At 55.2% G+C, this 23176-nt stretch carries 23 protein-coding genes, 3 pseudogenes and 1 other annotated feature; of the genes and pseudogenes, 10 read left to right on the top strand and 16 right to left on the bottom strand.

Features of this window, described 5'->3' with window-relative positions; translation table 11 throughout:
• Position 1 precedes the first annotated feature (1 nt).
• The 9 genes from hisIE to hisL form a co-directional block, all read right to left on the bottom strand.
• On the bottom strand, positions 2–613 hold the full coding sequence (hisIE, locus tag IM265_RS20575; protein ID WP_045260396.1) for a bifunctional phosphoribosyl-AMP cyclohydrolase/phosphoribosyl-ATP diphosphatase HisIE: 612 nt from the start codon (positions 611–613) through the stop codon (positions 2–4).
• Positions 607–1383: an imidazole glycerol phosphate synthase subunit HisF gene (hisF, locus tag IM265_RS20570; RefSeq protein WP_041909169.1), complete on the bottom strand. Its 777-nt coding sequence runs from the start codon at positions 1381–1383 to the stop codon at positions 607–609. The genes hisIE and hisF overlap by 7 nt, the downstream gene beginning before the upstream one ends.
• Positions 1365–2102, bottom strand: coding sequence for a 1-(5-phosphoribosyl)-5-[(5-phosphoribosylamino)methylideneamino]imidazole-4-carboxamide isomerase (gene hisA, locus IM265_RS20565; protein ID WP_047363191.1), 738 nt, complete (start codon positions 2100–2102; stop codon positions 1365–1367). Before hisA ends, hisF begins: the two co-directional genes overlap by 19 nt.
• The gene (gene hisH / locus IM265_RS20560; protein ID WP_028013765.1) at positions 2102–2692 is read right to left on the bottom strand and encodes an imidazole glycerol phosphate synthase subunit HisH; all 591 of its coding nucleotides are present in this window, start codon (positions 2690–2692) and stop codon (positions 2102–2104) included. The genes hisA and hisH overlap by 1 nt, the downstream gene beginning before the upstream one ends.
• The gene (gene hisB / locus IM265_RS20555) at positions 2692–3759 is read right to left on the bottom strand and encodes a bifunctional histidinol-phosphatase/imidazoleglycerol-phosphate dehydratase HisB (RefSeq protein WP_069733075.1); all 1068 of its coding nucleotides are present in this window, start codon (positions 3757–3759) and stop codon (positions 2692–2694) included. The genes hisH and hisB overlap by 1 nt, the downstream gene beginning before the upstream one ends.
• Complete coding sequence (gene hisC / locus IM265_RS20550; RefSeq protein ID WP_193031616.1) at positions 3756–4817, bottom strand: histidinol-phosphate transaminase; 1062 nt, start codon at positions 4815–4817, stop codon at positions 3756–3758. Before hisC ends, hisB begins: the two co-directional genes overlap by 4 nt.
• Positions 4814–6118, bottom strand: coding sequence for a histidinol dehydrogenase (gene hisD / locus IM265_RS20545; RefSeq protein WP_193031618.1), 1305 nt, complete (start codon positions 6116–6118; stop codon positions 4814–4816). Before hisD ends, hisC begins: the two co-directional genes overlap by 4 nt.
• A gap of 5 nt (positions 6119–6123) precedes the next feature.
• Positions 6124–7023 carry an ATP phosphoribosyltransferase gene (gene hisG / locus IM265_RS20540; protein ID WP_000886595.1) on the bottom strand — a complete coding sequence of 300 codons (900 nt, stop codon included), beginning with the start codon at positions 7021–7023 and terminating at the stop codon, positions 6124–6126.
• 45 nt (positions 7024–7068) lie between these two features.
• Positions 7069–7192: a sequence feature (His leader region), on the bottom strand.
• On the bottom strand, positions 7168–7218 hold the full coding sequence (gene hisL / locus IM265_RS20535; protein ID WP_001364200.1) for a his operon leader peptide: 51 nt from the start codon (positions 7216–7218) through the stop codon (positions 7168–7170). (Overlaps the previous feature by 25 nt.)
• 175 nt (positions 7219–7393) lie before the next feature.
• Between hisL and IM265_RS20530 the strand changes: the two genes are divergently transcribed.
• From IM265_RS20530 to plaP, 4 genes are all read left to right on the top strand, one after another.
• Complete coding sequence (locus IM265_RS20530) at positions 7394–8218, top strand: SDR family oxidoreductase (protein WP_193031620.1); 825 nt, start codon at positions 7394–7396, stop codon at positions 8216–8218.
• Between the two features lie 41 nt (positions 8219–8259).
• Entirely contained in the window at positions 8260–9189 is a 930-nt protein-coding gene (locus IM265_RS20525; protein WP_193031622.1) for a LysR substrate-binding domain-containing protein, read from the top strand.
• A gap of 219 nt (positions 9190–9408) precedes the next feature.
• The gene (yoeI, locus tag IM265_RS20520; RefSeq protein WP_099458931.1) at positions 9409–9471 is read left to right on the top strand and encodes a membrane protein YoeI; all 63 of its coding nucleotides are present in this window, start codon (positions 9409–9411) and stop codon (positions 9469–9471) included.
• On the top strand, positions 9461–10819 hold the full coding sequence (plaP, locus tag IM265_RS20515) for a putrescine/proton symporter PlaP (RefSeq protein ID WP_028013759.1): 1359 nt from the start codon (positions 9461–9463) through the stop codon (positions 10817–10819). Before yoeI ends, plaP begins: the two co-directional genes overlap by 11 nt.
• A gap of 58 nt (positions 10820–10877) precedes the next feature.
• Here the strand turns inward: plaP and sbcB are convergent, their stop codons facing one another.
• Positions 10878–12314, bottom strand: coding sequence for an exodeoxyribonuclease I (sbcB, locus tag IM265_RS20510; protein WP_370551787.1), 1437 nt, complete (start codon positions 12312–12314; stop codon positions 10878–10880).
• Between the two features lie 198 nt (positions 12315–12512).
• Here sbcB and dacD point away from each other — a divergent pair, with 198 nt between their 5' ends.
• The 5 genes and pseudogenes from dacD to IM265_RS20485 all read left to right on the top strand — a co-directional run bounded on the left by dacD (position 12513) and on the right by IM265_RS20485 (position 17544).
• Entirely contained in the window at positions 12513–13679 is a 1167-nt protein-coding gene (gene dacD / locus IM265_RS20505; protein ID WP_028013757.1) for a serine-type D-Ala-D-Ala carboxypeptidase DacD, read from the top strand.
• A gap of 119 nt (positions 13680–13798) precedes the next feature.
• On the top strand, positions 13799–14272 hold the full coding sequence (sbmC, locus tag IM265_RS20500) for a DNA gyrase inhibitor SbmC (RefSeq protein ID WP_028013756.1): 474 nt from the start codon (positions 13799–13801) through the stop codon (positions 14270–14272).
• Positions 14273–14364: 92 nt separating this feature from the next.
• Positions 14365–15423: an FUSC family protein gene (locus tag IM265_RS20495; protein ID WP_028013755.1), complete on the top strand. Its 1059-nt coding sequence runs from the start codon at positions 14365–14367 to the stop codon at positions 15421–15423.
• Positions 15424–15581: 158 nt separating this feature from the next.
• Complete coding sequence (locus IM265_RS20490; protein ID WP_028013754.1) at positions 15582–15917, top strand: DUF496 family protein; 336 nt, start codon at positions 15582–15584, stop codon at positions 15915–15917.
• A 512-nt stretch (positions 15918–16429) separates the two neighbouring features.
• A pseudogene (locus IM265_RS20485) lies at positions 16430–17544 on the top strand (IS30 family transposase).
• 120 nt (positions 17545–17664) lie between these two features.
• Here IM265_RS20485 and IM265_RS20480 read toward each other — a convergent pair.
• The 5 genes and pseudogenes from IM265_RS20480 to IM265_RS20460 form a co-directional block, all read right to left on the bottom strand.
• Positions 17665–18716: pseudogene (locus IM265_RS20480) on the bottom strand (IS3 family transposase).
• A gap of 161 nt (positions 18717–18877) precedes the next feature.
• On the bottom strand, positions 18878–19009 hold the full coding sequence (locus tag IM265_RS22145; RefSeq protein ID WP_255467567.1) for a hypothetical protein: 132 nt from the start codon (positions 19007–19009) through the stop codon (positions 18878–18880).
• 9 nt (positions 19010–19018) lie between these two features.
• Positions 19019–20362: an enolase C-terminal domain-like protein gene (locus IM265_RS20470; RefSeq protein WP_047062999.1), complete on the bottom strand. Its 1344-nt coding sequence runs from the start codon at positions 20360–20362 to the stop codon at positions 19019–19021.
• Entirely contained in the window at positions 20340–21692 is a 1353-nt protein-coding gene (locus tag IM265_RS20465) for an MFS transporter (protein WP_047955839.1), read from the bottom strand. The genes IM265_RS20470 and IM265_RS20465 overlap by 23 nt, the downstream gene beginning before the upstream one ends.
• A 220-nt stretch (positions 21693–21912) precedes the next feature.
• A pseudogene (locus IM265_RS20460) lies at positions 21913–22228 on the bottom strand (IS110 family transposase); the annotation flags it as partial.
• Positions 22229–22566: 338 nt separating this feature from the next.
• Here IM265_RS20460 and IM265_RS20455 point away from each other — a divergent pair.
• Entirely contained in the window at positions 22567–22713 is a 147-nt protein-coding gene (locus IM265_RS20455; protein ID WP_154400831.1) for a hypothetical protein, read from the top strand.
• Between the two features lie 156 nt (positions 22714–22869).
• Here the strand turns inward: IM265_RS20455 and IM265_RS20450 are convergent.
• The coding region (locus tag IM265_RS20450; protein ID WP_193056016.1) for a helix-turn-helix domain-containing protein at positions 22870–23176 on the bottom strand (307 nt) is incomplete at its 5' end.

The following is a 23176-nucleotide window of genomic DNA, read 5'->3' as shown; positions in this document are numbered from 1 at the left end:
TTTATTTATGACGCTTTCGAAGATTCTCAATCACCGCCGTCAAATCCAGTTCCTGATCCTGCAGCAGCACCAACAGGTGATACATCAAATCCGACGCTTCATTCGTCAACTCTTCCCGGTCGTGTACGGTCGCGGCCAGCGCCGTCTCAACGCCTTCTTCACCCACCTTCTGCGCAATACGCTTAGTCCCGCTGGCATACAGCTTCGCGGTATAGGAGCTCTCAGGATCCGCGGATTTACGCTCCGCCAGGAGTTGCTCAAGCTGGTACAGGAACAGCCACTGGTGACTCGCCTCGCCGAAGCAGCTGCTGGTGCCTTTATGGCAGGTTGGGCCGATTGGGTTCACCAGCACCAGCAGGGTGTCGTTATCGCAGTCTGGCGTCATGCTGACCACGTTCAGGAAGTGCCCCGAGGTTTCCCCTTTGGTCCACAGGCGCTGCTTCGTACGCGAGAAAAACGTCACTTTGCCGCTGTCGATTGTTTTTGCCAGCGCGTCCTGGTTCATGTATCCCAGCATCAGCACTTCGCCTGAGACGGCATGCTGTACAACCACCGGCAGTAATCCGTCAGTTTTTTCCCAGTCCAGCTGCGCCTGTTGTTGCTCTGTTAACATACCCTGATCTCCACGCCCTGGTCGGCCAGGTACGTTTTTAACTCGCCAATATTGATAATCTGTTTGTGGAACACGGACGCGGCCAGCGCGCCGTCGACGTTCGCATCGCGGAAGGCTTCCAGGAAGTGTTCCATGGTGCCCGCGCCGCCGGAGGCAATCAGCGGAACGTGGCAGACCGCGCGAACTTTCTTCAGCTGCTCGAGATCGTAACCGTTACGCACGCCGTCCTGGTTCATCATGTTCAGCACAATCTCACCTGCGCCGCGCTTCTGCACTTCCTCTACCCAATCGAGCGTTTCCCACTGCGTCACGCGCGTCCGGCTTTCATCGCCAGTATATTGGTTAACGTGATATTTGCCGGTCGCGGCGTCGAACCAGGTATCAATCCCTACCACTATGCACTGCACGCCAAAGCGATCGGCCAGGCGGGTAATCAGTTCCGGCTCGGCCAGAGCAGGGGAGTTGATGGAAATCTTGTCGGCGCCAAAAGAGAGAATTTTGGCGGCGTCATCAGCAGACTTAATCCCGCCCGCCACGCAGAACGGAATATCAATCACTTCCGCCACGCGCGCGACCCAGCTTTTATCGACCACGCGGCCATCGCTGGAGGCGGTGATATCATAGAAGACCAGTTCGTCAGCGCCTTCATCGGCATAGCGTTTTGCCAGCGGGACGATATCGCCAATGATCTCGTGGTTGCGGAACTGCACGCCTTTCACAACCTGACCATCGCGCACGTCAAGACAAGGAATTATCCGTTTTGCCAGCATTGAATCGCCTCCGTCACCGTAAATTTATCTTCCAGCAGGGCCCGGCCCACAATCACGCCCTGTACCCCCGTTCCGCGCAGCGCGGCGATATCGGCTAAGTCACCGATGCCGCCAGATGACTGGAATGCCACCTGCGGATAACGGGCGCAAACTTCTTCATATAAAGAAACGTTGGAACCCGCCAGCGTGCCGTCGCGCGAGATGTCCGTGCACAGCACGTGCTTCAGGCCCACAGGGAGATACGTCTCGACCAGCGCTTCCAGCGTTACGCCGGAATTTTCCTGCCAGCCGCTGACCGCCACCTGCTTATTACCCTGCTCGTCAATGCGCACGTCCAGCGCCAGTACCAGGGCGTCGGCGCCAAAGCGGCGGAACCAGCCTTTCACCGTCTCAGGGTCTTTCACGGCGGTTGAACCGACCACCACGCGCGCCACGCCCGCATCCAGCAGAGCCGCCACGTCATCTTCGGTGCGTACGCCGCCGCCGACCTGCACGGGCACGTCAACACCAGCAACCAGTTTTTTCAGCAGCGGGATCTGGCGCTTCGCCGGATCTTTCGCGCCCGTTAAATCCACCAGATGCAGCACCTGTGCACCCTGGGCGGCATAATCCTGCAGGCGCGGTAGCGGGTCCTTTCCGTAGTCGCGCTGTTGACCGTAATCGCCCTGATGAAGACGGACAACCGTGCCGTCGATTAAATCTAAAGCGGGAATAATCATCACATCTCCAGGAAGTTTTTCAGCAGCTGCGCGCCCGCGGCGCCAGAGCGTTCCGGGTGAAACTGCACGCCGAAGAAATTGTCTTTCTGCACCGCCGCGGTAAACGCCTCGCCGTAAGTGCACTGGGCGATGGTATTGACGTTCACCGGCATGGCGTAACTGTGCACGAAGTAAAAGTACGCGCCGTCTTCGATGCCGCGAAACAGCCGGTCACCCGCTTTGGCGTACACGCGGTTCCAGCCCATATGCGGCAGAGGCAGGCCGTGGTCGGTCATTTTCGGTACGTCTTCGTCGATAATGCCTAGCAGGTCAACGCCGTTGCTCTCTTCGCTGCGGCGGCCAAGAAGCTGCATGCCCAGGCAAATCCCCAGCACCGGCTGGGTACAGGCTTTGATCAAATCGACCAAATCGCGTTCGCGAATCTGGTCCATCGCCGCCTGTGCGGTGCCAACGCCCGGCAGGAAAAGCTTGTCAGCGCGCAATACAATGTCCGGATCGCGGCTCACCACCGGCTCATAGCCGTGGCGCGCGATGGCCGATTTCACGGAGTTGAGGTTGGCGCATCCGGTATCCAGAATCACCACGTTCATTACAGCACTCCTTTCGACGAGGGCAGGGCATCGCCTTCCACGCGGATAGCCTGGCGAAGCGTACGGCCAAAGGCTTTAAACAGGCTCTCCACGCGGTGGTGATCGTTTTTGCCTTTGGTTTTCAGGTGCAGCGTCAGTCCCATGGTGTAGGACAGGGAACGGAAGAAGTGCTCCACCATTTCGGTGCTAAGATCGCCGACGCGCTGGTAGGTGAAATCAGCTTTGTATTCCAGGTGCGGACGACCCGAGATGTCCATGGCGCAGCGCGCCAGGCACTCGTCCATCGGCAGGACGAAGCCGAAACGGTTGATGCCGCGCTTGTCGCCGAGCGCCAGCTTCAGGGCTTCACCCAGCGCCAGGCCGGTATCTTCCACGGTGTGGTGATCGTCAATATAAAGGTCGCCTTTTACCGCGATCTCCATGCGGAAACCGCCGTGGGTGGCAATCTGGTCCAGCATGTGGTCAAAGAAACCGACGCCGGTGTGGATCTTGCTGCCGCCTTCACGGTCCAGCCAGACTTTTACATCAATCTGCGTCTCTTTGGTGTTACGCTCAACGTGGGAATAGCGGTCGCGTTTTGTCAGTTGCTCGCCAATCTTTGCCCAGTTAAGGTCGTTACGATCGTAGCGCAGCCCCGCGATGCCCATGTTTTCCGCCAGCGTAATATCGGTGATGCGATCGCCGATGACGTAGCTGTTGGTTTTATCCAGCATCTCTTCGGCCAGATAGCGCTCAACCAGCTTCACCTTTGGCTTACGGCAGTCGCACTCGTCGGCTGGCATGTGCGGGCAAATCAGCACCTCATCAAATACCACGCCCTGAGAGGTCAGCACCTGCATCATCAGGTTATGCGGGCCGTCAAAGTCCGCCTGCGGGAAACTGTCCGTACCCAGACCGTCCTGGTTGGTGATCATTACCAGCTTATAGCCCGCTTTCTGAAGCTTAAGCAGCACCGGGATCACGTCCGGTTCAAAAGCCAGCTTGTCGAAACGATCGACCTGGAAATCGGCAGGTGGCTCCGAAATAAGGGTGCCGTCACGATCGATGAAAAGGATCTTCTGGGTCATACTTTCTCCGCTTTCAGGGCGTCAATGACGCGCTGGCTCTCTGCGCGGGTGCCTACGGTGATACGTAAACAGCCACTCAGGGAAGGTTGTTTATTCTGGTCTCGTAAGATAATGCCCTGATCCCATAAAGATTTAAATACGGCACTGGAGGCGGTGAAGCGCGCCAGGATGTAGTTGGTTTCCGAGTCGAACACCTGCTCGACGCAAGGGATGTCTTTCAGCGCGGTGACAAGGTACTGACGTTCCTCCAGGATCTGCGCCACGCGTTCGCGCATCGCGTTGATACCCTGAGGCGTCAGCGCCTGTGCCGCAATATCGGCAACCGGCGTTGAGAGCGGGTACGGGGCGATCACTTTCAGCAGCAGGTCGATGACCTCTTTATTCGCCAGCGTAAACCCGCAGCGCAGGCCCGCGAGGGCGAAGGCTTTTGACAACGTGCGCAGCGCAACGAGATGCGGATACTCTTCCAGCCAGCCCGTCAGCGTCGCCTGCGGGCAGAACTCGATGTAGGCTTCATCGGCCACCACCAGCGCTTTACCACGGGTCATCTCCAGCAGGGTGCGGATATCCTGCGGGTTAATAATCTGCCCGGTTGGGTTATTTGGGCTGCAGACGAAGACGACCTTCACGCCGTCGAGATTGTCGGCAATGCCTTGTAAATCGAGCTGCCAGTTCTCCAGCGCCTGGACGTTGCGGCACGCCACGCCGAAGGTTTCGGCGCTGACGCTGTACATTCCGTACGTGGGCTGGCAGTACATCACCGCGTCTTTGCCCGGCTCGCAGAACGCGCGGATCAGCAGCTCAATGCCCTCATCCGCGCCGCGGCTGACCAGTACCTGCTCCGGCTTCACACCCGCGTACTGGGCGTAGTTTTCAATCACCGCTTTTGGCTGACACTCCGGATAGCGGTTCAGCGTTTGCTGCGACAGCTCAAACTGCACCGCAGTCGGGAATTCGTTGGCGTTCAGCCAGACGTCCCCGTTTCCGCCCAGACGACGCGCAGACTGGTAAGGCGTCAGGCGGCGGACATTTTCGCGGGCTAATTCTTCAATGTTCATGCTTGCTCCTTCAGGGCGGCAACGCGCAGCGTCACGGCGTTTTTGTGGGCGGTCAGACGCTCGGCGGCGGCCAGGGTTTCAATAGTAGAAGCCAGTGAAGCAAACCCCTCGCGGGACAGCTCCTGCACGGTCATGCGTTTCTGGAAATCCGCCAGGCCGAGGCTGGAACAGGTAGAGGTGTAGCCATACGTTGGCAGCACGTGGTTGGTGCCGGAGGCGTAATCCCCTGCGGACTCCGGTGACCAGTCGCCGAGGAACACCGAGCCCGCGCTGGTGATGTTGTCGACCAGATCGCGCGCGTTGCGGGTCTGAATAATCAGGTGCTCCGGGCCGTACTGGTTGGAGATGGCAATGCACTGCTCGAGATCGCGCGCCACAATCAGGCGGCTGGCCGCTAACGCCTGACGTGCCGTGTCGGCGCGGGGCAGGTCGGCAAGCTGGCGTTCAACGGCTTCGCCCACGCGTTTCGCCATATCGGCATCAGGCGTCAGCAGGATGACCTGCGAGTCCGGGCCGTGTTCTGCCTGTGAAAGCAGGTCGGAGGCCACGAAGTCCGGCGTTGCGCCGCTGTCGGCAATGACCAGCACTTCAGACGGACCGGCAGGCATATCGATTGCAGCGCCGTCGAGACGCTGGCTGACCTGGCGCTTGGCTTCGGTCACATACGCATTGCCCGGGCCAAAGATTTTGTCGACTTTAGGAATGGACTCCGTCCCGAACGCCAGGGCCGAAATCGCCTGCGCGCCGCCCACTTTATACACCGCCTGCACGCCGCAGAGTTTTGCCGCGTAGAGGATCTCATCTGCGATCGGTGGCGGAGAGCACAGCACTACTTTCTGGCATTCGGCGATACGCGCCGGCGTGGCGAGCATTAATACGGTCGAAAACAGCGGCGCTGAACCACCAGGGATATAAAGTCCCACTGACGTAACCGGGCGCGTCACCTGCTGGCAGCGCACGCCGGGCAGGGTTTCCACATCCACGGCCTGCAGCTTCTGCGCGGTGTGGAAGGTATCAATGTTTTTCACCGCAACGGCCATCGCCTGCTTGATGTCGTCACCCAGACGATTACTGGCATCAATGATTTCCTGCTCAGTAACCTGTAATGCGCCGACTTCCGTCTTATCAAACTTCACGCTGTATTCACGCAGGGCGTCATCGCCACGGGCTTTGACGTTATCCAGGATCTCCGCCACGGTGCGTGAGATGCTCTCAGAGGCGGAAATTGCCGGGCGCATCAGCATCTCGCGCTGTTGCTCGTCGCTACAATTATTCCAGTCGATGATTGTGTTAAAGCTCATGGCCATTACTCCATCATCTTCTCAATTGGCAGCACCAGGATGGAGCTTGCGCCCAGTGCCTTCAGTTTTTCCATGGTTTCCCAGAACAGGGTTTCGCTGCTCACCATGTGCATCGCCACGCGCTGCTGATCGCCCGCCAGCGGCAGGATGGTTGGTCGCTCAGCGCCCGGCAGCAGGGCAATCACTTCATCCAGACGCTCGGTTGGAGCGTGCATCATGATGTATTTGGACTCACGCGCCTGAATCACGCCCTGAATACGGGTCAGCAGCTTGTCGATCAGCTGCTGTTTGGCGTCGGCCATCTCGCCGTCGCGCTGAATCAGGCACGCTTTAGAGCGGTAGATGACTTCCACTTCGCGTAGCCCGTTCGCTTCCAGGGTGGCACCAGTGGAGACGAGGTCACAGATGGCGTCCGCCAGACCCGCACGCGGTGCCACTTCAACGGAGCCGTTCAGCAGGCAGGATTTAAACTGCACGCCTTTCTGGTCGAGATAGCGCTTCAACAGGTGAGGGTAAGAGGTGGCGATACGTTTGCCGTTCAGCGCGGCCGGGCCGTCCCACGCTTCATCAACCGGCGTTGCCAGCGACAGGCGGCAGCCGCCGAAGTCCAGACGACGCAGGGTAAAGTAACGCGGGTCTTCACCCTGCGCGCGGCGGGTCAGCAGTTCTTCTTCCAGCACGTTTTCACCGATGATGCCGAGGTCAACGACGCCGTCCATCACAAGGCCGGGAATATCGTCATCACGCACGCGCAGAATGTCGATCGGCATGTTTTCAGCCAGAGCAATCAGGCGCTGGGTGTGCAGGTTGATTTTGATCCCGCAGCGGGCCAGCAGTTCGCGTGAATCGTCACTCAAACGGCCTGATTTTTGAATAGCTATGCGTAAACGTGAGTTATCTAACATTCTTTATTCCTCGTTAACCTGTTTTAACCTGTCTGAATTTGGTCCAAAAAAAAGCCCCCGGAAGAAGATCTTCCGGGGGCTTTTTCATGCGTTCATGCACCACTGGAAGATCCAAACGTCTTCCAGCACACATCGCCTGAAAGACTAGTCAGGATGATGGTGATGATGGTGGTGTTTAAATTGAACGCGTGTCATATAAATTCTCGATGAATGCTTATTCATTTGATGTCTTTTAACCTAAACCAGTTGTACGACATATTGCAAGGGCTTTTTTTGATCATTAATTCATTTCATATTGATGCTATGAATTGTGTGTTCTGCCGGGCTGGCGTAGCCTTATGAAAGACGAGTGAGAGTCAGGAGAATTCGCATGAAAAAGGTCGCGATTGTCGGTTTAGGATGGCTGGGAATGCCGCTGGCGATGTCATTAGCCGCGAAAGGCTGGCAGGTGACCGGGAGCAAGACCACCCGGGATGGGGTCGAAGCGGCACGCATGTGCGGTATTGATGGCGTTGAACTGCGTCTGGAGCCGGAGCTGGTGTGTGATGCGGACGATCTGGACACGCTGATGAACGTAGATGCGCTGGTGATTACGCTACCCGCACGGCGCAGTGGCCCGGGCGAATCATTCTACCTGCAGGCGATGCAGGAGATTGTCGACAGCGCGCTGGCGCATCACGTCCCGCGCATAATTTTTACCAGCTCGACGTCGGTTTATGGCGATGCTGAGGGCGTGGTGAAAGAGAGTTCCGAGCGCCGTCCCGTAACCGCGAGCGGTCAGGTCCTGAAAGATCTGGAAGACTGGCTGCATAACCTTCCCGGCACGCAGGTCGATATCGTTCGTCTGGCGGGGCTGGTTGGCCCGGGGCGTCATCCGGGGCGCTTCTTTGCCGGTAAGACTGCACCAGACGGTCAGCATGGCGTGAATCTTGTGCATCTTGAAGATGTTATTGGCGCGATTGAGCTACTCTTACAGGCTCCAAAAGGCGGACACATCTATAATATATGTGCACCGTCTCATCCGGCGCGCAGCACGTTTTACCCGCTCATGGCACGCCAGCTTGGGTTGGCTCCGCCGGTTTTTGGTGAGGCAAAGAACGAAAGTAAAGGCAAAATTGTTGATGGCAATCGCATTTGCCATGAGCTGGGGTTTGAGTATCAGTATCCCGATCCGCTGGTGATGCCCATGGAATAAGCCCCGCAGCGGAGACAATCGCACACCAGAAGGGGGCGAGCATGAAACCGCTGCTGGATGTTCTTATTATTCTGGATGCACTGGAAAAAGAGGGGAGCTTTGCGGCTGCCTCGGCAAAGCTTTACAAAACCCCTTCGGCCCTGAGCTATACCGTTCAAAAACTGGAAAGCGACCTCAATATTCAGATCCTCGATCGCACCGGGCACCGCGCGCGGTTTACCCGCACCGGGCAGATGCTGCTGGAAAAAGGTCGTGACGTTCTTCATACCGTTCGCGAGCTGGAAAAGCAGGCCGTCAAGCTCCATCAGGGATGGGAGAATGAGCTGGTGATTGGCGTGGATGATACCTTTCCGTTTTCTCTGCTGACGCCGCTCATTGAAGCGTTTTACCAGCATCACAGCGTCACCCGGCTGATCTTCATCAACGGGGTGCTGGGCGGCTCCTGGGAGGCTTTAACCCAGGGCAGGGCGGACATCTTTGTCGGTGCCCTGCACGAGCCTCCCCAGTTGAGTGACTTTGGTTTTGCCCGCCTGGGCGTGCTGGAGCAGGTATTTGCCGTGGCGCCCCATCATCCGCTGGCTCAGGAGCCTGATCCTCTTAACCGCCGCGTTATTAAGGGGTACCGCGCAATAGTAGTCGGGGACAGCTCGCGCCCCGAATGTGCGGTTTCCTCGCAGCTGCTGGATGAGCAGGAGGCCATTACCGTTTTTGACTTTAAAACCAAGCTGGAGCTGCAAATTAGCGGTCTGGGCTGCGGCTATTTGCCGCGCTATCTGGCGCAGCGCTTTATTGATAGCGGTGCGCTTGTTGAAAAACAGGTGCTTGCGCGAAGCAGTAACGAATCGGTGTGGGTCGGCTGGAATGAACAAACCGCCGGGCTGGCCAGCGCCTGGTGGCGGGACGAAATTTTAGCAAATAGTGCTATCGCTGCAGTTTACTCTCAGGGGAGCGCCGAGAAATCAGCCAGTTAGAAAAAAGAAAATGACCCGGTGCGTTGCAAAGTATTGCCTTTTGTATCCGATGTGGGGCAAAATGCCGCCGCTGCAACCAAATGAATAATCGACGATATAAAAGGCGTCGGTTATTTTTTTTTGCATGTACGAAACGAAACTAAAAACCAAGAGGCCGGGCTTCGTACCGGATAGATATTTACTAAAATCCGACAGTTGTTGTCGCTGAGGAAGAAAGAAATGGGGCAATTTTTCGCTTACGTGGCGGTTATCACCGTAAAGGAGAATAACTATGTCGCATAACGCAACTCCAAACACCTCTCGCGTGGAATTACGTAAAACGCTTACGTTGATTCCGGTTGTTATGATGGGCCTTGCCTATATGCAACCGATGACGCTGTTCGATACATTCGGTATCGTATCGGGCCTCACTGACGGTCATGTGCCGACGGCTTACGGCTTTGCGCTGATTGCGATCCTCTTTACCGCGCTGAGCTACGGTAAACTGGTGCGTCGCTATCCGTCTGCAGGTTCCGCCTACACCTATGCCCAGAAATCTATCAGCCCGACGGTTGGCTTTATGGTGGGCTGGTCTTCGCTGCTCGACTACCTGTTCGCTCCGATGATCAACATTCTGCTGGCAAAAATCTATTTTGAAGCGCTGGTGCCATCGATTCCCTCGTGGATCTTCGTCGTGGCGCTGGTAGCCTTTATGACGGCCTTTAACCTGCGCAGCATCAAGTCCGTTGCCAACTTTAACTCCGTTATCGTTGTGCTTCAGGTTGTCCTGATTGCCGTGATTCTTGGCATGGTGATCTATGGCGTATTCCACGGCGAAGGCGCGGGCACCCTGGCGAGCAGCAAACCGTTCTGGTCTGGTGATGCGCATGTGATCCCGATGATTACCGGGGCGACGATTCTGTGCTTCTCCTTTACCGGTTTCGACGGGATTAGCAACCTGTCTGAGGAAACGAAGGATGCAGAGCGCGTGATCCCGCGTGCCATCTTCCTGACGGCGCTGATTGGCGGTCTGATCTTTATTTTCTCGACCTATTTCCTGCAACTGTACTTCCCGGATATCTCGCGCTTCAAGGATCCGGATGCGTCTCAGCCGGAAATCATGCTCTATGTGGCGGGTAAAGCGTTCCAGGTCGGCGCGCTGATCTTCTCCACCATCACCGTACTGGCGTCCGGTATGGCCGCGCATGCAGGCGTTGCGCGTCTGATGTACGTAATGGGTCGTGATGGCGTATTCCCGAAAAGCTTCTTCGGCTACGTGCATCCAACCTGGCGTACCCCGGCGATGAACATTATCCTGGTCGGTGCGATCGCGCTTCTGGCGATTAACTTTGACCTGGTGATGGCAACGGCGCTGATTAACTTCGGTGCGCTGGTGGCGTTCACCTTTGTTAACCTGTCGGTTATCTCTCAGTTCTGGATCCGTGAAAAGCGTAACAAGACGCTGAAAGATCACTTCCAGTATCTGTTCCTGCCGATGTGCGGTGCCCTGACCGTGGGCGCGCTGTGGGTTAACCTGGAAGAGAGCTCGATGGTGCTTGGCCTGATTTGGGCAGGTATCGGCCTGGTGTACCTGGCCTGTGTCACGAAGAGCTTCCGTAACCCGGTTCCTCAGTACGAAGACGTTGCTTAAGTCTTAACGTATCAAAAAAAAACCGGAGACCTTGTCTCCGGTTTTTTTATATCTCACTTCAGACTATCTCTTGCGCGTACTGGAACAGGGCTTTTAACAGGATCTGTTTTTCTGCGTTGCCTTCATGCTGGTTGTATAACGACTCAAGCTCCTGCGCGTAATGCTGCAGATACTCTGGCGTAAACACGTTTCGACGGTGCTGCAGCCAGCGCGCCTGTTCTGCTTCATCCAGCGTGCCGGGATAATTGCGCGCCCGGTAGTTAAACATCAGCTTTTCGATGCGCTTATCTGCGAAGGTGATGTCCAGCGCAGGTAAGTTACGCGGCTCGGTTTGCAGAACAATATTCATGGCTGCACGGTCGGCATCGCTGAAGAAGCCGTTGTAGAGCTGGGCATCCACGTTTTCGGACGGCACGAACGGCTCCGCCTCGGCAAAGATGGCGACCACTTTCTCGCGCACCTGCGGGTTATCGCGAAGCACTTTCAGGTTATCCAGGCAGTGCTGACGGTTAATGCCCAGCCTGTCGGCATCTTCCGGACGCAGCGTGTTCGCCTGCGCCAGCACCGGACATTTATTGATGTGCACCAGCTTAACCGGCACCGCAGGCAGATCCCCGAGTTCATTTTTCGGGGTGTAAAGCCGTTCGCGCAGGGTATCGCTGTCAAGCTCCAGCAGCGGCGAAATATCGCCCGCCAGGTCCACCATGATAACCGCATTACGGTTATCCGGGTGCCACGCCAGCGGCGCAACCCAGCTGGTATTGCCGCGCGAGGCGCCAAACATGCCGGAGATATGCACCAGGGGCTTCATCTGCGGTACGTCGATAAGGGTCATGAGCTTCTGCTTGCTTCGGTGGCTCAGCAGATATTCAAACAGCCGGGGTTGTGCGGTTTTCACCAGCTTCGCCATGGCAATGGTGGCATAAACGTCTGCCATCGCATCGTGGGCATTGCTGTGCTCGATGCCGTTGGCGCGCGTCAGGTGTTCCAGCCGGAAGCTGGTCAGCCCTTCCTCATTTTCCGGCCAGTTAATGCCTTCAGGGCGCAGGGCATAACAGGCGCGCATGATGTCGAGCAGATCCCAGCGTGAATTGCGGTTCTGCCAGCTCCAGGCGTACGGATCGTAGAAGTTGCGATAGAAGATATTGCGCGTCACTTCATCATCGAAGCGGATGTTGTTGTAACCGACCACGCAGGTATTAGGCACGGTAAACAGATCGTGGATACGGCGGGCGAACTCTGCTTCGTTAACGCCTTTTTCCCGTGCTTCCTGCGGCGTGATCCCGGTGACCATTACCGCGCCGGGCTGCGGCAGGTAGTCATCAGCCGGTTTACAGTAAAAGACCTCAGGCTCGCCAATGATGTTGAATTCGTCATCGGTGCGGATGGCGGCAAACTGCGCCGGTCGGTCCAGCGCCGGATGCGTGCCAAAGGTTTCGTAGTCGTGGAATAAAAAAGTCGGGCGTGCGGCAGAGTCAGACACCAGTAATACCATCCTGTTAAAAAATGACGTCACTATGGTAAACGATCGTGCGGGTCAGACCGAATAAAAAGCGCCGCCGCGTCGCAAATTTGCGAGACCGCTTCCGCGTAAAACCTGCGTTCTGTCACATTTTTTTGCAATTAAGCCAGGTAACGACATCAGAAGTCCCGTAAAAAGGTCATCGATTTTTAATGACCTGAGGATATACCGTTGAAACGCCGTCTGTTTATTGCTGTTTCTTTACTCGCTTCGAGTGTCTCATCTGCTTTTGCGGCCGAACCACTGGATTTTTCGCCGCAGCCTCCGGCCATTCAGGCTGGCTCCTGGGTGCTGATGGATTACACGACTGGTCAAATTTTAACGGCGGGCAACGAACATCAGCAACGTAACCCGGCGAGCCTCACCAAGCTGATGACGGGTTATGTGGTGGATCGGGCCATTGACAGCCATCGCATTTCGCCGGATGACATCGTCACCGTAGGGCGCGATGCGTGGGCAAAGGGCAACCCGGTGTTTGACGGTTCGTCGCTGATGTTCCTGAAAGAGGGCGATCGCGTCACCGTGCGTGACTTAAGCCGCGGTCTGATTGTCGATTCCGGCAACGATGCCTGCGTGGCGCTGGCCGATCACGTGGCGGGCGGGCAGCCGCAGTTCGTGAAGATGATGAACGACTACGTGCAGAAGCTGAACCTGCGTGATACGCACTTTGAAACCGTCCACGGTCTGGACGCGCCGGGCCAGCACAGCTCGGCCTATGACCTGGCCGTGCTCTCCCGGGCCATCATTCACGGTGAGCCAGAGTTTTATCATATGTACAGCGAAAAGAGTCTTACCTGGAACGGCATCACCCAGCAAAACCGTAACGGCCTGCTGTGGGATAAAACCATGAACGTGGACGGCCTGAAAACGGGGCATACCTCAGGAGCAGGCTTTAACCTTATTGCCTCCGCGGTGGACGGTCAGCGTCGTTTGATTGCGGTGGTGATGGGCGCGGACAGCCCGAAAGGGCGCGAGGACCAGGCGCGTAAGCTCCTGCACTGGGGACAACAGAACTTCGATACGGTGCAGATCCTGCATAACGGTAAAAAAGTCGGAACAGAGCGTATCTGGTACGGCGATAAAGAACAGGTGAAACTGGGCACCGACCAGGACTTCTGGCTGGCCCTGCCGAAAGCGGAAGTACCGAACATCAAAGCCAAATACGTGCTGGATAAAAAAGAGCTGGAAGCACCGATTGCCGCGCATCAGCGGGTCGGGGAGATCCAGCTCTATGACCGCGACAAGGTCGTGGCGCACTGGCCTCTGGTCACTCTGGAAGCCGTTGATAAGGGAGGCGTATTCTCACGCCTGAGCGATTATCTTCACCACACGCTTTAACCGCTGATGGGCAGACTGGCAGGGTTGCGAGTCTGCTCACATAATAAACACTCCTCGTTTGCCGATAATAGAAATCCTGCTTTATAGTGTATAAATATACAGTGCTAATCGGAGGCAGCATGGACTACAGCATCAAGCAGCAACAGAAACGTAAGATTGCGGGTTTTCATCTTGTTGGGCCGTGGGAAAAAACGGTCAAGCAGGGCTTTGAACAGCTGGTCATGTGGGTAGACGGGCGTCACATTGAGCCGCTGGAGTGGGTGGCGGTCTATTACGATAACCCCGATGAGGTTCCGGCAGAAAAACTGCGCTGCGATACGGCCGTTACCGTACCGGATGATTTCGTCATCCCGGAAAACAGCGAAGGGGTGATGATGACGGAAATCGCGGCCGGTGATTATGCCGTGGCGACGGCGCGCGTGGAAAACTACGACTTTGCAACTCCGTGGTATCAGTTCTTTAATTCCCTGCTGCAGGATAATAAATATCAGATGGCGCTTAAGCCCTGCTTTGAGCGCTATCTCAATGATGGCAACGCGGACGGCTACTGGGATATTGAAATGTTTATCGCGGTAGAGCACAAAACGGTTTAAGCCTGCTCAATGAAGGGTTTTTCAGCCGGGAGCGATCCGCCCGGCTGAAAACACAGTACAATTGTGATTTGCCGTGTTGCTGGAGAGCGGGTGTGCGTCCCGACAAATCATTAACCCCTTTTGAAATTCGCTTATATAAACATTACCGCGTGGTGCACGGGTGTCGCATCGCGCTGGCGTTCGTGTTGACCTTTGTACTGGTCAGGTTGCTGGATATACCGGAAGGAACGTGGCCGCTGATCACGCTGGTGGTGGTGATGGGGCCAATCTCATTTTGGGGAAACGTTGTCCCGCGCGCCTTCGAGCGAATAGGTGGTACCGTGCTTGGCTCTGCCCTGGGGCTGATTGCCCTGAAGCTTGAGCTCATCTCATTTCCAGTGATGCTGGCATGGTGCGGTGCCGCCATGTTCCTGTGCGGCTGGCTGGCGCTGGGCAAACGTCCTTATCAGGCGCTGCTGATTGGTATCACTCTCGCGGTCGTGGTCGGCGCGCCAGCAGGGGATATGACCACGGCGATGTGGCGAAGCGGGGATGTTATTCTGGGCTCGCTGCTCGCCATGCTGTTTACCGGCATCTGGCCGCAGCGGGCTTTTCTGCACTGGCGTATCCAGATGGCTAACTACGTCACGGCGTTTAACCGCGTCTACCAGGCGGGGTTTTCACCGAATCTGGTTGAGCGTCCCCGGCTGGAAAAGCATCTGCAAACCATCCTCAACGACGTGGTCAAAATGCGCGGCCTGATAGTACCAGCCAGTAAAGAGACCCATATTCAGAAAGCGATTTTCGAAGCTATCCAGACGGTCAGCCGCAATCTGGTGTGCATGCTTGAACTGCAAATCAACGCGCACTGGGCCACGCGTCCCAGCCATCTGTTGATGCTTAACGCCCAAACCCTCAAAGAGACGCAGATGATGACGCAGCAGACCCTGCTGACCATCGCCCATGCGCTCTATGAAGGCAACCCGCAGCCCGTTCTGGCGAACAGCGAGCGTCTCAATGAAATCGTGGCGGAACTGAAGCAGTTAATCAACGAGCGGCAGGGCGATAACGTGGCGGAAACGCCCATTCACGGCTATGTCTGGCTGAGCCTGGAGCTGGCGCGACAGCTTGAACTGCTATCGCACCTGATTTGTCGGGCGCTGCGCAAATAAAACGCGGATGTGACGCCTGCTGCTTCGATTCAGCAGCAATTGGGGTTATGATAGCTTTAAACGATATAGCCATTGTCATTCGCAGCCGCTGTCAGTAAGGTTATTGTTACAACGGTTGCTTTAACGAATCCGAATCTCACATTATCAGGGGTGTAAAAATGGAAACTATCAAGCCTTCGTTCCAGGATGTTCTGGAATTCGTCCGCCTGTTCCGCCGCAAAAACAAACTGCAGCGTGAAATCCAGGACGTTGAGAAGAAGATCCGTGACAACCAGAAACGTGTTCTGCTGCTCGACAACCTGAGCGACTACATCAAGCCGGGCATGAGCGTTGAAGCTATTCAGGGCATCATCGCCAGCATGAAGAGCGACTATGAAGACCGCGTTGATGATTACATCATCAAAAATGCCGAGCTGTCCAAAGAGCGTCGCGACATCTCCAAAAAGCTGAAAGTGATGGGCGAAATCAAAAACGCCGAAGCTAAAAGCGAATAATCGCAGCGAATTGTGAAAAAGGCTCTCTGGTGACAGGGGGCCTTTTTTATTTGACGATCAACGGTCCGCTGATTTGTAGGTCGGGTCAGGCGCAGCCGCCAGCTGACAATTCTACCCGACGCAGAAAAGCAAAAAGCCTGCTTCAAAAGCAGGCTTTTCAAATTTGGCTCCTCTGACTGGGATCACCTTTGCCAGTAACTGGCTAATAAGGAAGCTAAACTTGAATCTTCATCCTGTCAAGACCACCAAAATGACCACCATTAGTTGTGGGTTAAATAAATCTGTTTATAGGCATTCAATGTTCCCTAATTGTGGCGCTGGGAAGCCTACTTGTGCGGTCGTACCTGCTATAAAAATAGTACTGACTGAGGCCAATAAGACTTGTTAGCAAAAAGCGGTTTGTTCGCTTTTTGCTGTGAGTTCAACGGGTCGATGCAACGCTATCCTTAATCAAGGGGGACGTTGCCATGAAACGAAGAACGCGGATTTACTAAACGTCGGAACAGAAAGCGATTATCCAAGACAGATACAAACAAGGTGATTCCGTGCATGATATCGCCAGAATGTTCGACAGATATCATTCTTCTATTATGCCCACTATCCACCAGACTGGTGGATACCGTCCCCCTGTCGGAAAGCGGCACCCGTTAGCGCTTTCACTTGATGAAAGAGAGGAAATATCCAGAGCGCTTGTAGCAAAAATCAGCATCAGAGCGATCGCAAACAAACTATCGAGAGCTCCCTCAACGATTAGCCGCGAGATTAAGAGGCACGGTGGTGCAAAACAATATCGTGCATCAAAAGCGGATGCTGCTGCGTGGGAAAATGCTCTGAGACCAAAACCTTGCAAGCTAATTGAAAGACCTACACTTTGTAAAATCATCGCAGAGAAGATGCATCAGGACTGGTCGCCGGAACAAATCGCCGGTTGGCTGAAACGCTGTTATCCGGATAATCAGGAAATGCATGTGTTACATGAAACGATATATAAAACGCTTTTCATACAAACTCGGGGGGCATTAAAAAAAGAACTGCAGCAATGCCTCCGAAGCGGAAGAGCCGTGCGTAGATCCAGAACGTCATCGCTTAAAGGGAAAGGATTAGGATCAATCTCGAATGCGGTACAGATAAGCGAGAGGCCACCTGAAGCCGCAGACAGAGCCATACCGGGTCACTGGGAAGGTGACCTGATCCAGGGCTCGAAAAACTCCTGTATCGTCACCCTCGTAGAACGCCATTCCCGCTTTGTTATGTTGGCCAAAATCAGGGACAACAAGACCATAACCGTTATATCTGCACTCATCAGGCAAGCCCGGGGATTACCTGTTGAGCTTTATAAAACATTAACCTGGGATCGAGGAGCTGAAATGACCAGCCACACCCGATTTACTGTAGCTACAGACATCCAGATTTACTTCTGTGATCCTCAATCTCCCTGGCAGGTGGCTCAAATGAAAATACGAATAGGTTGCTCAGACAATATTTTCCAAAGAGAACTGACTTATCGATTCACAGCCAGCAGAGACTAAACAGCGTTGCCAGACAGCTCAACGAAAGACCGAGAAAAACGCTAGACTATGAATCACCCGCAGAACGGTTCAATCAGTGTGTTGCATCCATCAGTTGAACTCACAGCTCATAGAGGATTTGACCTGCCCCCGGTATTAGATACAACCGTCAGTCCATAATGTCGGTTTGTTGAACCGCTCCCCGTATGTGATCCATTCATAATCAGGAATAACTGGCTTCATTCTGGCTGCATATTCTGGCAACCGGCAGATTTTACGGCAAATTCGGAGGGGGTCATCCAGCCCAGCGCAGAATGGGGACGACTTTGGTTATAGTGTATGCGCCAGGCTTCGATTTTGCACCGCGCATCCTCCAGGGACATGAACCAGCTCTCGTTCAGACATTCCTGTCGCAGCCTGCCGTTGAAGGACTCTACCGTCGCATTGTCCGTCGGCGTTCTGGGGCGTGAGAAGTCGATACGGATACCCCGTTCATACACCCAGCTGTCCAGCATTTTCCCCGCAAATTCAGAGCCGTTGTCGGTTTTCAGCATCTGAGGTAACGGACGCCTGAGCTCTATGCTGTTCAGCATTTCCGCCACTTCTGTTGAACGCAGATTCTGCACCACGCAGATCCCCAGGCATTCGCGGGTGTACAGGTCTATAACCGTCAGCAGGCGTAGTCGCCTTCCGTCAAACAACGCATCAGAGACAAAATCCATGCCCCAGACGTGATTCGGATACAGCCCCTGAGGCTGCGGCTGTCGCCGCTGTGCGGATTTATTACGGCGTGGACGCTTGGGGCGCAGCGACAGGCCCTGTTCACTGTACAGGCGGCAAATGCGTTTGTGGTTATCACGCCAGCTTTCCCGCCTGAGCATCACGTGTACCCTGCGGTAGCCATGGTGAACCCTGGTTTAGGTAATCTCCCTGATGCGCAGGCGCAGCGCACTGTCGTCTGCCGCAACGGAATGGTACCGGAACGAGCTGCGGCTGAGCCATAGCGCAAAACAGATTTGTCTTTCGCTGGCACCGTATCGGGCCTGTAAATCCCTGATCCATTCGCGCAGGCGTGCCAGCGTCAGTTCTTTTTTGCCAGCACGTCCTGCAGCATAGCCTTGTCGAGGCTGAGATCGGCCACCAGTTTCTTCAGACGCAGGTTTTCCTCTTCCAGCTGGCGCATGTGCTTTAGTTCTGAGGGTGAAATGCCACCGTATTTCTTACACCAGGTGTAAAACGTGGCGTCGGAGATGCCCAGCTTGCGGCAGACGTCCGGTACGGACATCCCCAGCTCGGCCTGCTACAGGGCAAAGACAATCTGCTCTTCGGTAAATCGTGACTTTTTCATCGGCACCACCTCCGTTCAGGGGAGTGTTTATCATGCCGGAATTCTGTTTCTGAATGGAGCAGGATTTTGGGTCAGTGTCACCCCAGCAGTTGCAGCGCGTCGGTTTACTCGTTCAGCGCGTAGCGTGCGATGGTGCCATCACTGGCTTCTAATATGTAGACAAAAGTTTGCGCCAGCAGTGGCGCGCTGGCGGCAATCGATGCCATGAGCGCCACCGCACGTAATATTCTCTTCATTTCGCTTCCTTAGCGAACCATTGACGGACGTTTGGCATCATAGCGCCAGTTATCAATTAAAAATTGCATCCCCAGCGCATCGTTTCGGTTCTTATCCGGCAGCGCGTTGTAAAGCGCATGCGCCTCCTCGACGCGTTCCATATTCAATTCGATGCCAAAACCCGGGCCTGGCGGTAATTCCAGATAGCCATCGCGGATCTGCGGCGGTTGATGCGTCAGTTGCTGGCCATCCTGCCAAATCCAGTGAGTATCAAAGGCGGTCTGACGATCGCCAGGCGCCGCTGCGCCCAGGTGCGCCACCATTGCCAGTGAGATATCAAAATGATTATTGGAGTGGCAGCCGGTGGTCAGCCCCCATTCGTTGCACAATTGCGCTATCACGTTGGCATTGCGCATCGTCCAGAAGTGCGGATCGGCAAGCGGAATGTCGATGGCGTTAAGTTGCAGCGCATGATGTAATTGGCGCCAGTCGTTAGCAATCATATTGGTCGCGACCGCCACGCCCGTGGCGCGACGGAATTCGGCAAGCGTTTCCCGCCCTGAATACCCTTGCTCAGCACCACAGGGATCTTCCAGATAGGGCACCTTTCCTGCCAACTGTTTACCAAAGCGAATCGCCTCATCCAGCGACCAGCTGGCATTGGGGTCGACAGTGACGCGCGCGCCGGGAAACCGCGCCAGTAGCGCTTCAACCGTTTCCACTTCCGCTTCGCCTGCCAGCACGCCGCCTTTTAGCTTGAAGTCACGAAAGCCGTACTGCTCCACTGCCGCTTCCGCCAGCCGTTGAACGCCAGCGCTGTCCATTGCCGCCTCATGACGCAGACGGAACCAGCCATCCGCCGCGTTATCGCCCGAGCGGTACTGCATTGTGGTGCGCTTGCGATCGGCGATATAGAACAGATAACCCAGCACCGGAATACGCTCACGCTGTTTGCCGCTGGCAAGCAGATCGGCGACCGGCAGGTTAAACAGCTTGCCTTGCAGGTCTAGTAGCGCGGCCTCAATCGCCGCCGCAGCGTTATAAAACTTCTCCGGATTCATCTGCGGAATGTGGATGTCGTTGGTGTGTGAAGTGTGCTTCTGACGCGCCTCACTGTTGAAAAGCTGGCTCAGCGTGGCATTCAGGCGCAGCAGCGAGCTGCCTACAATCAGCGGGCGAAACTGCTCCAGCAACTGCAACGTCGAGGCATGACAGGGCGTTTCGCCCACCCCGGTATGCCCGGCAGAATCGGTGAGGATCACGATAATGCGCGTGAAGAAGCAGTTATGGGCACCGCCGATATTCAAAAGCATGCTGTCATAACCAGCAACTGGGACGATGCGCATGGTATTAATGACTGGACTGTCTGACATGAAGTCTCTCCTTGTGACCTAAAGCGGGGGGAACAGGTTTGGTGCGCAGCAACAGCCACAGGCCGGTCACCACGGACACGCTGGTCAGCGCGTAGAGGCCGCCGGTGGTGCTGCCGGTGTGCATCTCCAGATAGCCAAACACCGTGGGTGCGAAGAATCCGCCAAGGTTGCCGACAGAGTTGATCATCGCAATGCCCGGTGCCGCTATCGAGACGGGCAGTTCGCTTTGCGGCATCGGCCAGAAGAACGCGGCACTGACTTTGGAACCGATGCAAGCCACAATCATCGCCACAAAGCCAAACCACGGCGTGCCAAGCGTGGCCATAAAGGTGCCGCATGCGGCGATCAGCATGGCGATGCCCAGCCCTTTCTCCAGCTTATCGCGATAACGGTCGGTGGCTTTGCCCAGCAGAAACAGCGCAACAATGGCGAAGAGCCACGGGATGGCGGTCAGCAGTCCGGATTCGAAACTGTTGAACCCCTGAATACGCTGGATAATTTGCGGCAACCAGAACACCAGCGTGTAACCGGTCATGGTCATGGTGAAGAAGATCAGGCAGTAGAATATAAGGCTGCGATCGGTGATCAATCCCCAGCGTCCCTGTGTGACGGCACGCTCGTCACGCGTCGCGTCTTCAATTGCCAGTTGCTGCGCGAGCGCCTGTTTTTCCGCGTCGCTGAGCCATTTCGCCCCTTCTGGCTTCGATACCAGTACAAACGCCGCCAGCAGGCCGATCACTATCGATCCGCCGCCTTCCAGAAACATGACCCATTTCCAACCCGCAAGTCCGCCGACATCGTGCATCATCAGGATTGCGCCGGTGAGCGGGCCAGAGAATAGAAACGCGCTTGCGGTTGCACTCAATACCATTGCGGTTGCGCGGCCTCGCCAGGCATTGGGCACCCACTGACGAAAATAGAACAGCACGCCAGGGAAGAAGCCCGCCTCCGCCACGCCAAGCAGGAAACGCAGCATATAAAAATGCATTGGCGTGCTGACGAAACCGGTAAGTACCACCACCGTTCCCCAGGTGATCATAATGCGCGTGAGCCACACCCTTGCGCCGAACTTCTTCAGCATCATATTGCTGGGCACTTCAAACAACGCATAGCCGATAAAGAACAGTCCTGCGCCTAAGCCGAAGGCCGCCGCGCTGATTCCGGCATCGGTTTGCAGCTGGGCTTTGACGAAGCCAATGTTGGCGCGATCAATCTGGTTAATAATAAGCATCAGCGCCAGCATCGGGATAATGCGGCGGAAGAATTTGCCAATCGCAGAAGCGATATGCGCCTCATGATCGGCTGATAATTCATGGCGTTGTTGTGTCATGCGTCACCTTCAGTGAGAGAAAAACACCGCTATAGTTATACGCAGCAGGGTTGGTGAGTAGTTATGTATTTTTGCCCTGGAAGGGTTAGGCAAATGCCATACAGTTATAAAATTTCATAAGGTTATGTAAATTCACGTCGAAGAGTTTCGTGCGGGTTTGTGCGCTGGCTCACTCAGGAGGTGATGTCCGCTTCACGCGCTGAGACATTCGACAAGCTTTTTATGGCTTCAGTAAGGGCGAGTTTCGCGCTTGGAGAGCCAGCAAATACTTTGCTTCGTCGTAACAGGTTCTGTTTTTCCAGCAGCTATAAATTATCCGGATCTATTTGAACGCCAGAGCTCGGATAGCGGATTGATGCGATTTTCCTTTTTCTCGCTGGCCCAGTACGATGAGTTAACCGTCTTCGCAGTCCATTCCACGAATGTCTGTCGGACGAACTTCGCACACTGCCAACGCCAGCGTAGTTTTGAATTTCTTCGGCGCTGTTGAAGCGGTCGCGGTTATCATCCAGTGCGGCAAGCATGCGCGGTCCCATAACTGAACAGTTGGCAACACAAAGCCTCGGAGCTTGGGAGTACAAAGAGAATGTCAACAGGTTGTGCAGGCAGTGTAATGTAATGCCAAAACAGGTCAGACCGTGGTTCACCAAACCTGATAAGACTTCCGAACGTTGAGTTCGCTGAGGTAATTGTGAGATGTGGGCCAGCGGATTTCATTAAGGCCCGCGGCAGAACAATTGCTGCATTAAGGCCGGCAATCGTCCTGTCCGTCATCAAGTACAATGCCTGGCAAACAACGGGAGGCGAGTCTTAAAGCTACGTTTAAGCCTAGTCAAAGTGAAATCATGGGGACTGTTCTTACTGAGCCAGAGCGATGCTAACTGAAGAACGCGCTAAACTGATACTGGCGCTGAGCGTATCGCTGCAGGCTTTATCAACAACTCCAGACGAAGGTGATTATAAAGGTAACGATGTCTTTGACAACGTGCGCGCGTTGGTTGATGCAGCAGGATTCAGATGAGTAACGGATGCAGCCGCTCTGTCAGTCGGCATAAGGCGCGCGGTTAATATATGCACGTCACAAAGCTCTGTTCAGGCTTTATAAGGCTGTATGTAAATTCTCGTTAATCAGGGAATATACTTATGTTTACCGGATATGCACCGTACTGCCGTGCTCTCAGTTAAACCGACTGGGCGTTTTACCGAAGCTCTGACGGAATACGTCAATATAGGCGCTGACGTTACTATAACCGCTCAGCGATGCGATTTCACTGACTGGCAATCCCTCTGACACCCAGCGCAGTGAAGCCACCACCTTTGCCTGCTGGTGCCAATGACTGAAACTCAGCCCGGTCTGCTGACTGAATAGACAGTTGATGCTTCTGATGCTGAGCCCCGCTTCATGGGCAGGCTGTTGCTGATCCATTATGCAGGCCGGCTGGCTCAGCAGCTTGTCTGCAACGCTGCGCGCCCTGCGTTCTGTT

This window comes from Enterobacter cloacae complex sp. P17RS (assembly GCF_014895885.1).
Taxonomy (GTDB): domain Bacteria; phylum Pseudomonadota; class Gammaproteobacteria; order Enterobacterales; family Enterobacteriaceae; genus Enterobacter; species Enterobacter bugandensis.
Note: the sequence above shows the minus strand (reverse complement) of the source record. Positions and strands in the feature narration are given on the sequence as shown.

Excerpts from the sequence above, each read along its gene's own strand:
- hisH (WP_028013765.1), bottom strand. The coding sequence starts at position 2,692 with ATGAACGTGGTGATTCTGGATACCGGATGCGCCAACCTCAACTCCGTG.
- hisA (WP_047363191.1), bottom strand. The coding sequence starts at position 2,102 with ATGATTATTCCCGCTTTAGATTTAATCGACGGCACGGTTGTCCGTCTT.
- hisG (WP_000886595.1), bottom strand. The coding sequence starts at position 7,023 with ATGTTAGATAACTCACGTTTACGCATAGCTATTCAAAAATCAGGCCGT.
- IM265_RS22145 (WP_255467567.1), bottom strand. The coding sequence starts at position 19,009 with ATGAAGAGAATATTACGTGCGGTGGCGCTCATGGCATCGATTGCCGCC.
- IM265_RS20530 (WP_193031620.1), top strand. The coding sequence starts at position 7,394 with ATGAAAAAGGTCGCGATTGTCGGTTTAGGATGGCTGGGAATGCCGCTG.
- sbmC (WP_028013756.1), top strand. The coding sequence starts at position 13,799 with ATGGACTACAGCATCAAGCAGCAACAGAAACGTAAGATTGCGGGTTTT.
- IM265_RS20490 (WP_028013754.1), top strand. The coding sequence starts at position 15,582 with ATGGAAACTATCAAGCCTTCGTTCCAGGATGTTCTGGAATTCGTCCGC.
- plaP (WP_028013759.1), top strand. The coding sequence starts at position 9,461 with ATGTCGCATAACGCAACTCCAAACACCTCTCGCGTGGAATTACGTAAA.
- IM265_RS20455 (WP_154400831.1), top strand. The coding sequence starts at position 22,567 with ATGCTAACTGAAGAACGCGCTAAACTGATACTGGCGCTGAGCGTATCG.
- hisF (WP_041909169.1), bottom strand. The coding sequence starts at position 1,383 with ATGCTGGCAAAACGGATAATTCCTTGTCTTGACGTGCGCGATGGTCAG.
- IM265_RS20525 (WP_193031622.1), top strand. The coding sequence starts at position 8,260 with ATGAAACCGCTGCTGGATGTTCTTATTATTCTGGATGCACTGGAAAAA.
- hisB (WP_069733075.1), bottom strand. The coding sequence starts at position 3,759 with ATGACCCAGAAGATCCTTTTCATCGATCGTGACGGCACCCTTATTTCG.
- IM265_RS20465 (WP_047955839.1), bottom strand. The coding sequence starts at position 21,692 with ATGACACAACAACGCCATGAATTATCAGCCGATCATGAGGCGCATATC.
- IM265_RS20470 (WP_047062999.1), bottom strand. The coding sequence starts at position 20,362 with ATGTCAGACAGTCCAGTCATTAATACCATGCGCATCGTCCCAGTTGCT.
- sbcB (WP_370551787.1), bottom strand. The coding sequence starts at position 12,314 with ATGGTATTACTGGTGTCTGACTCTGCCGCACGCCCGACTTTTTTATTC.
- hisIE (WP_045260396.1), bottom strand. The coding sequence starts at position 613 with ATGTTAACAGAGCAACAACAGGCGCAGCTGGACTGGGAAAAAACTGAC.
- hisC (WP_193031616.1), bottom strand. The coding sequence starts at position 4,817 with ATGAACATTGAAGAATTAGCCCGCGAAAATGTCCGCCGCCTGACGCCT.
- hisD (WP_193031618.1), bottom strand. The coding sequence starts at position 6,118 with ATGAGCTTTAACACAATCATCGACTGGAATAATTGTAGCGACGAGCAA.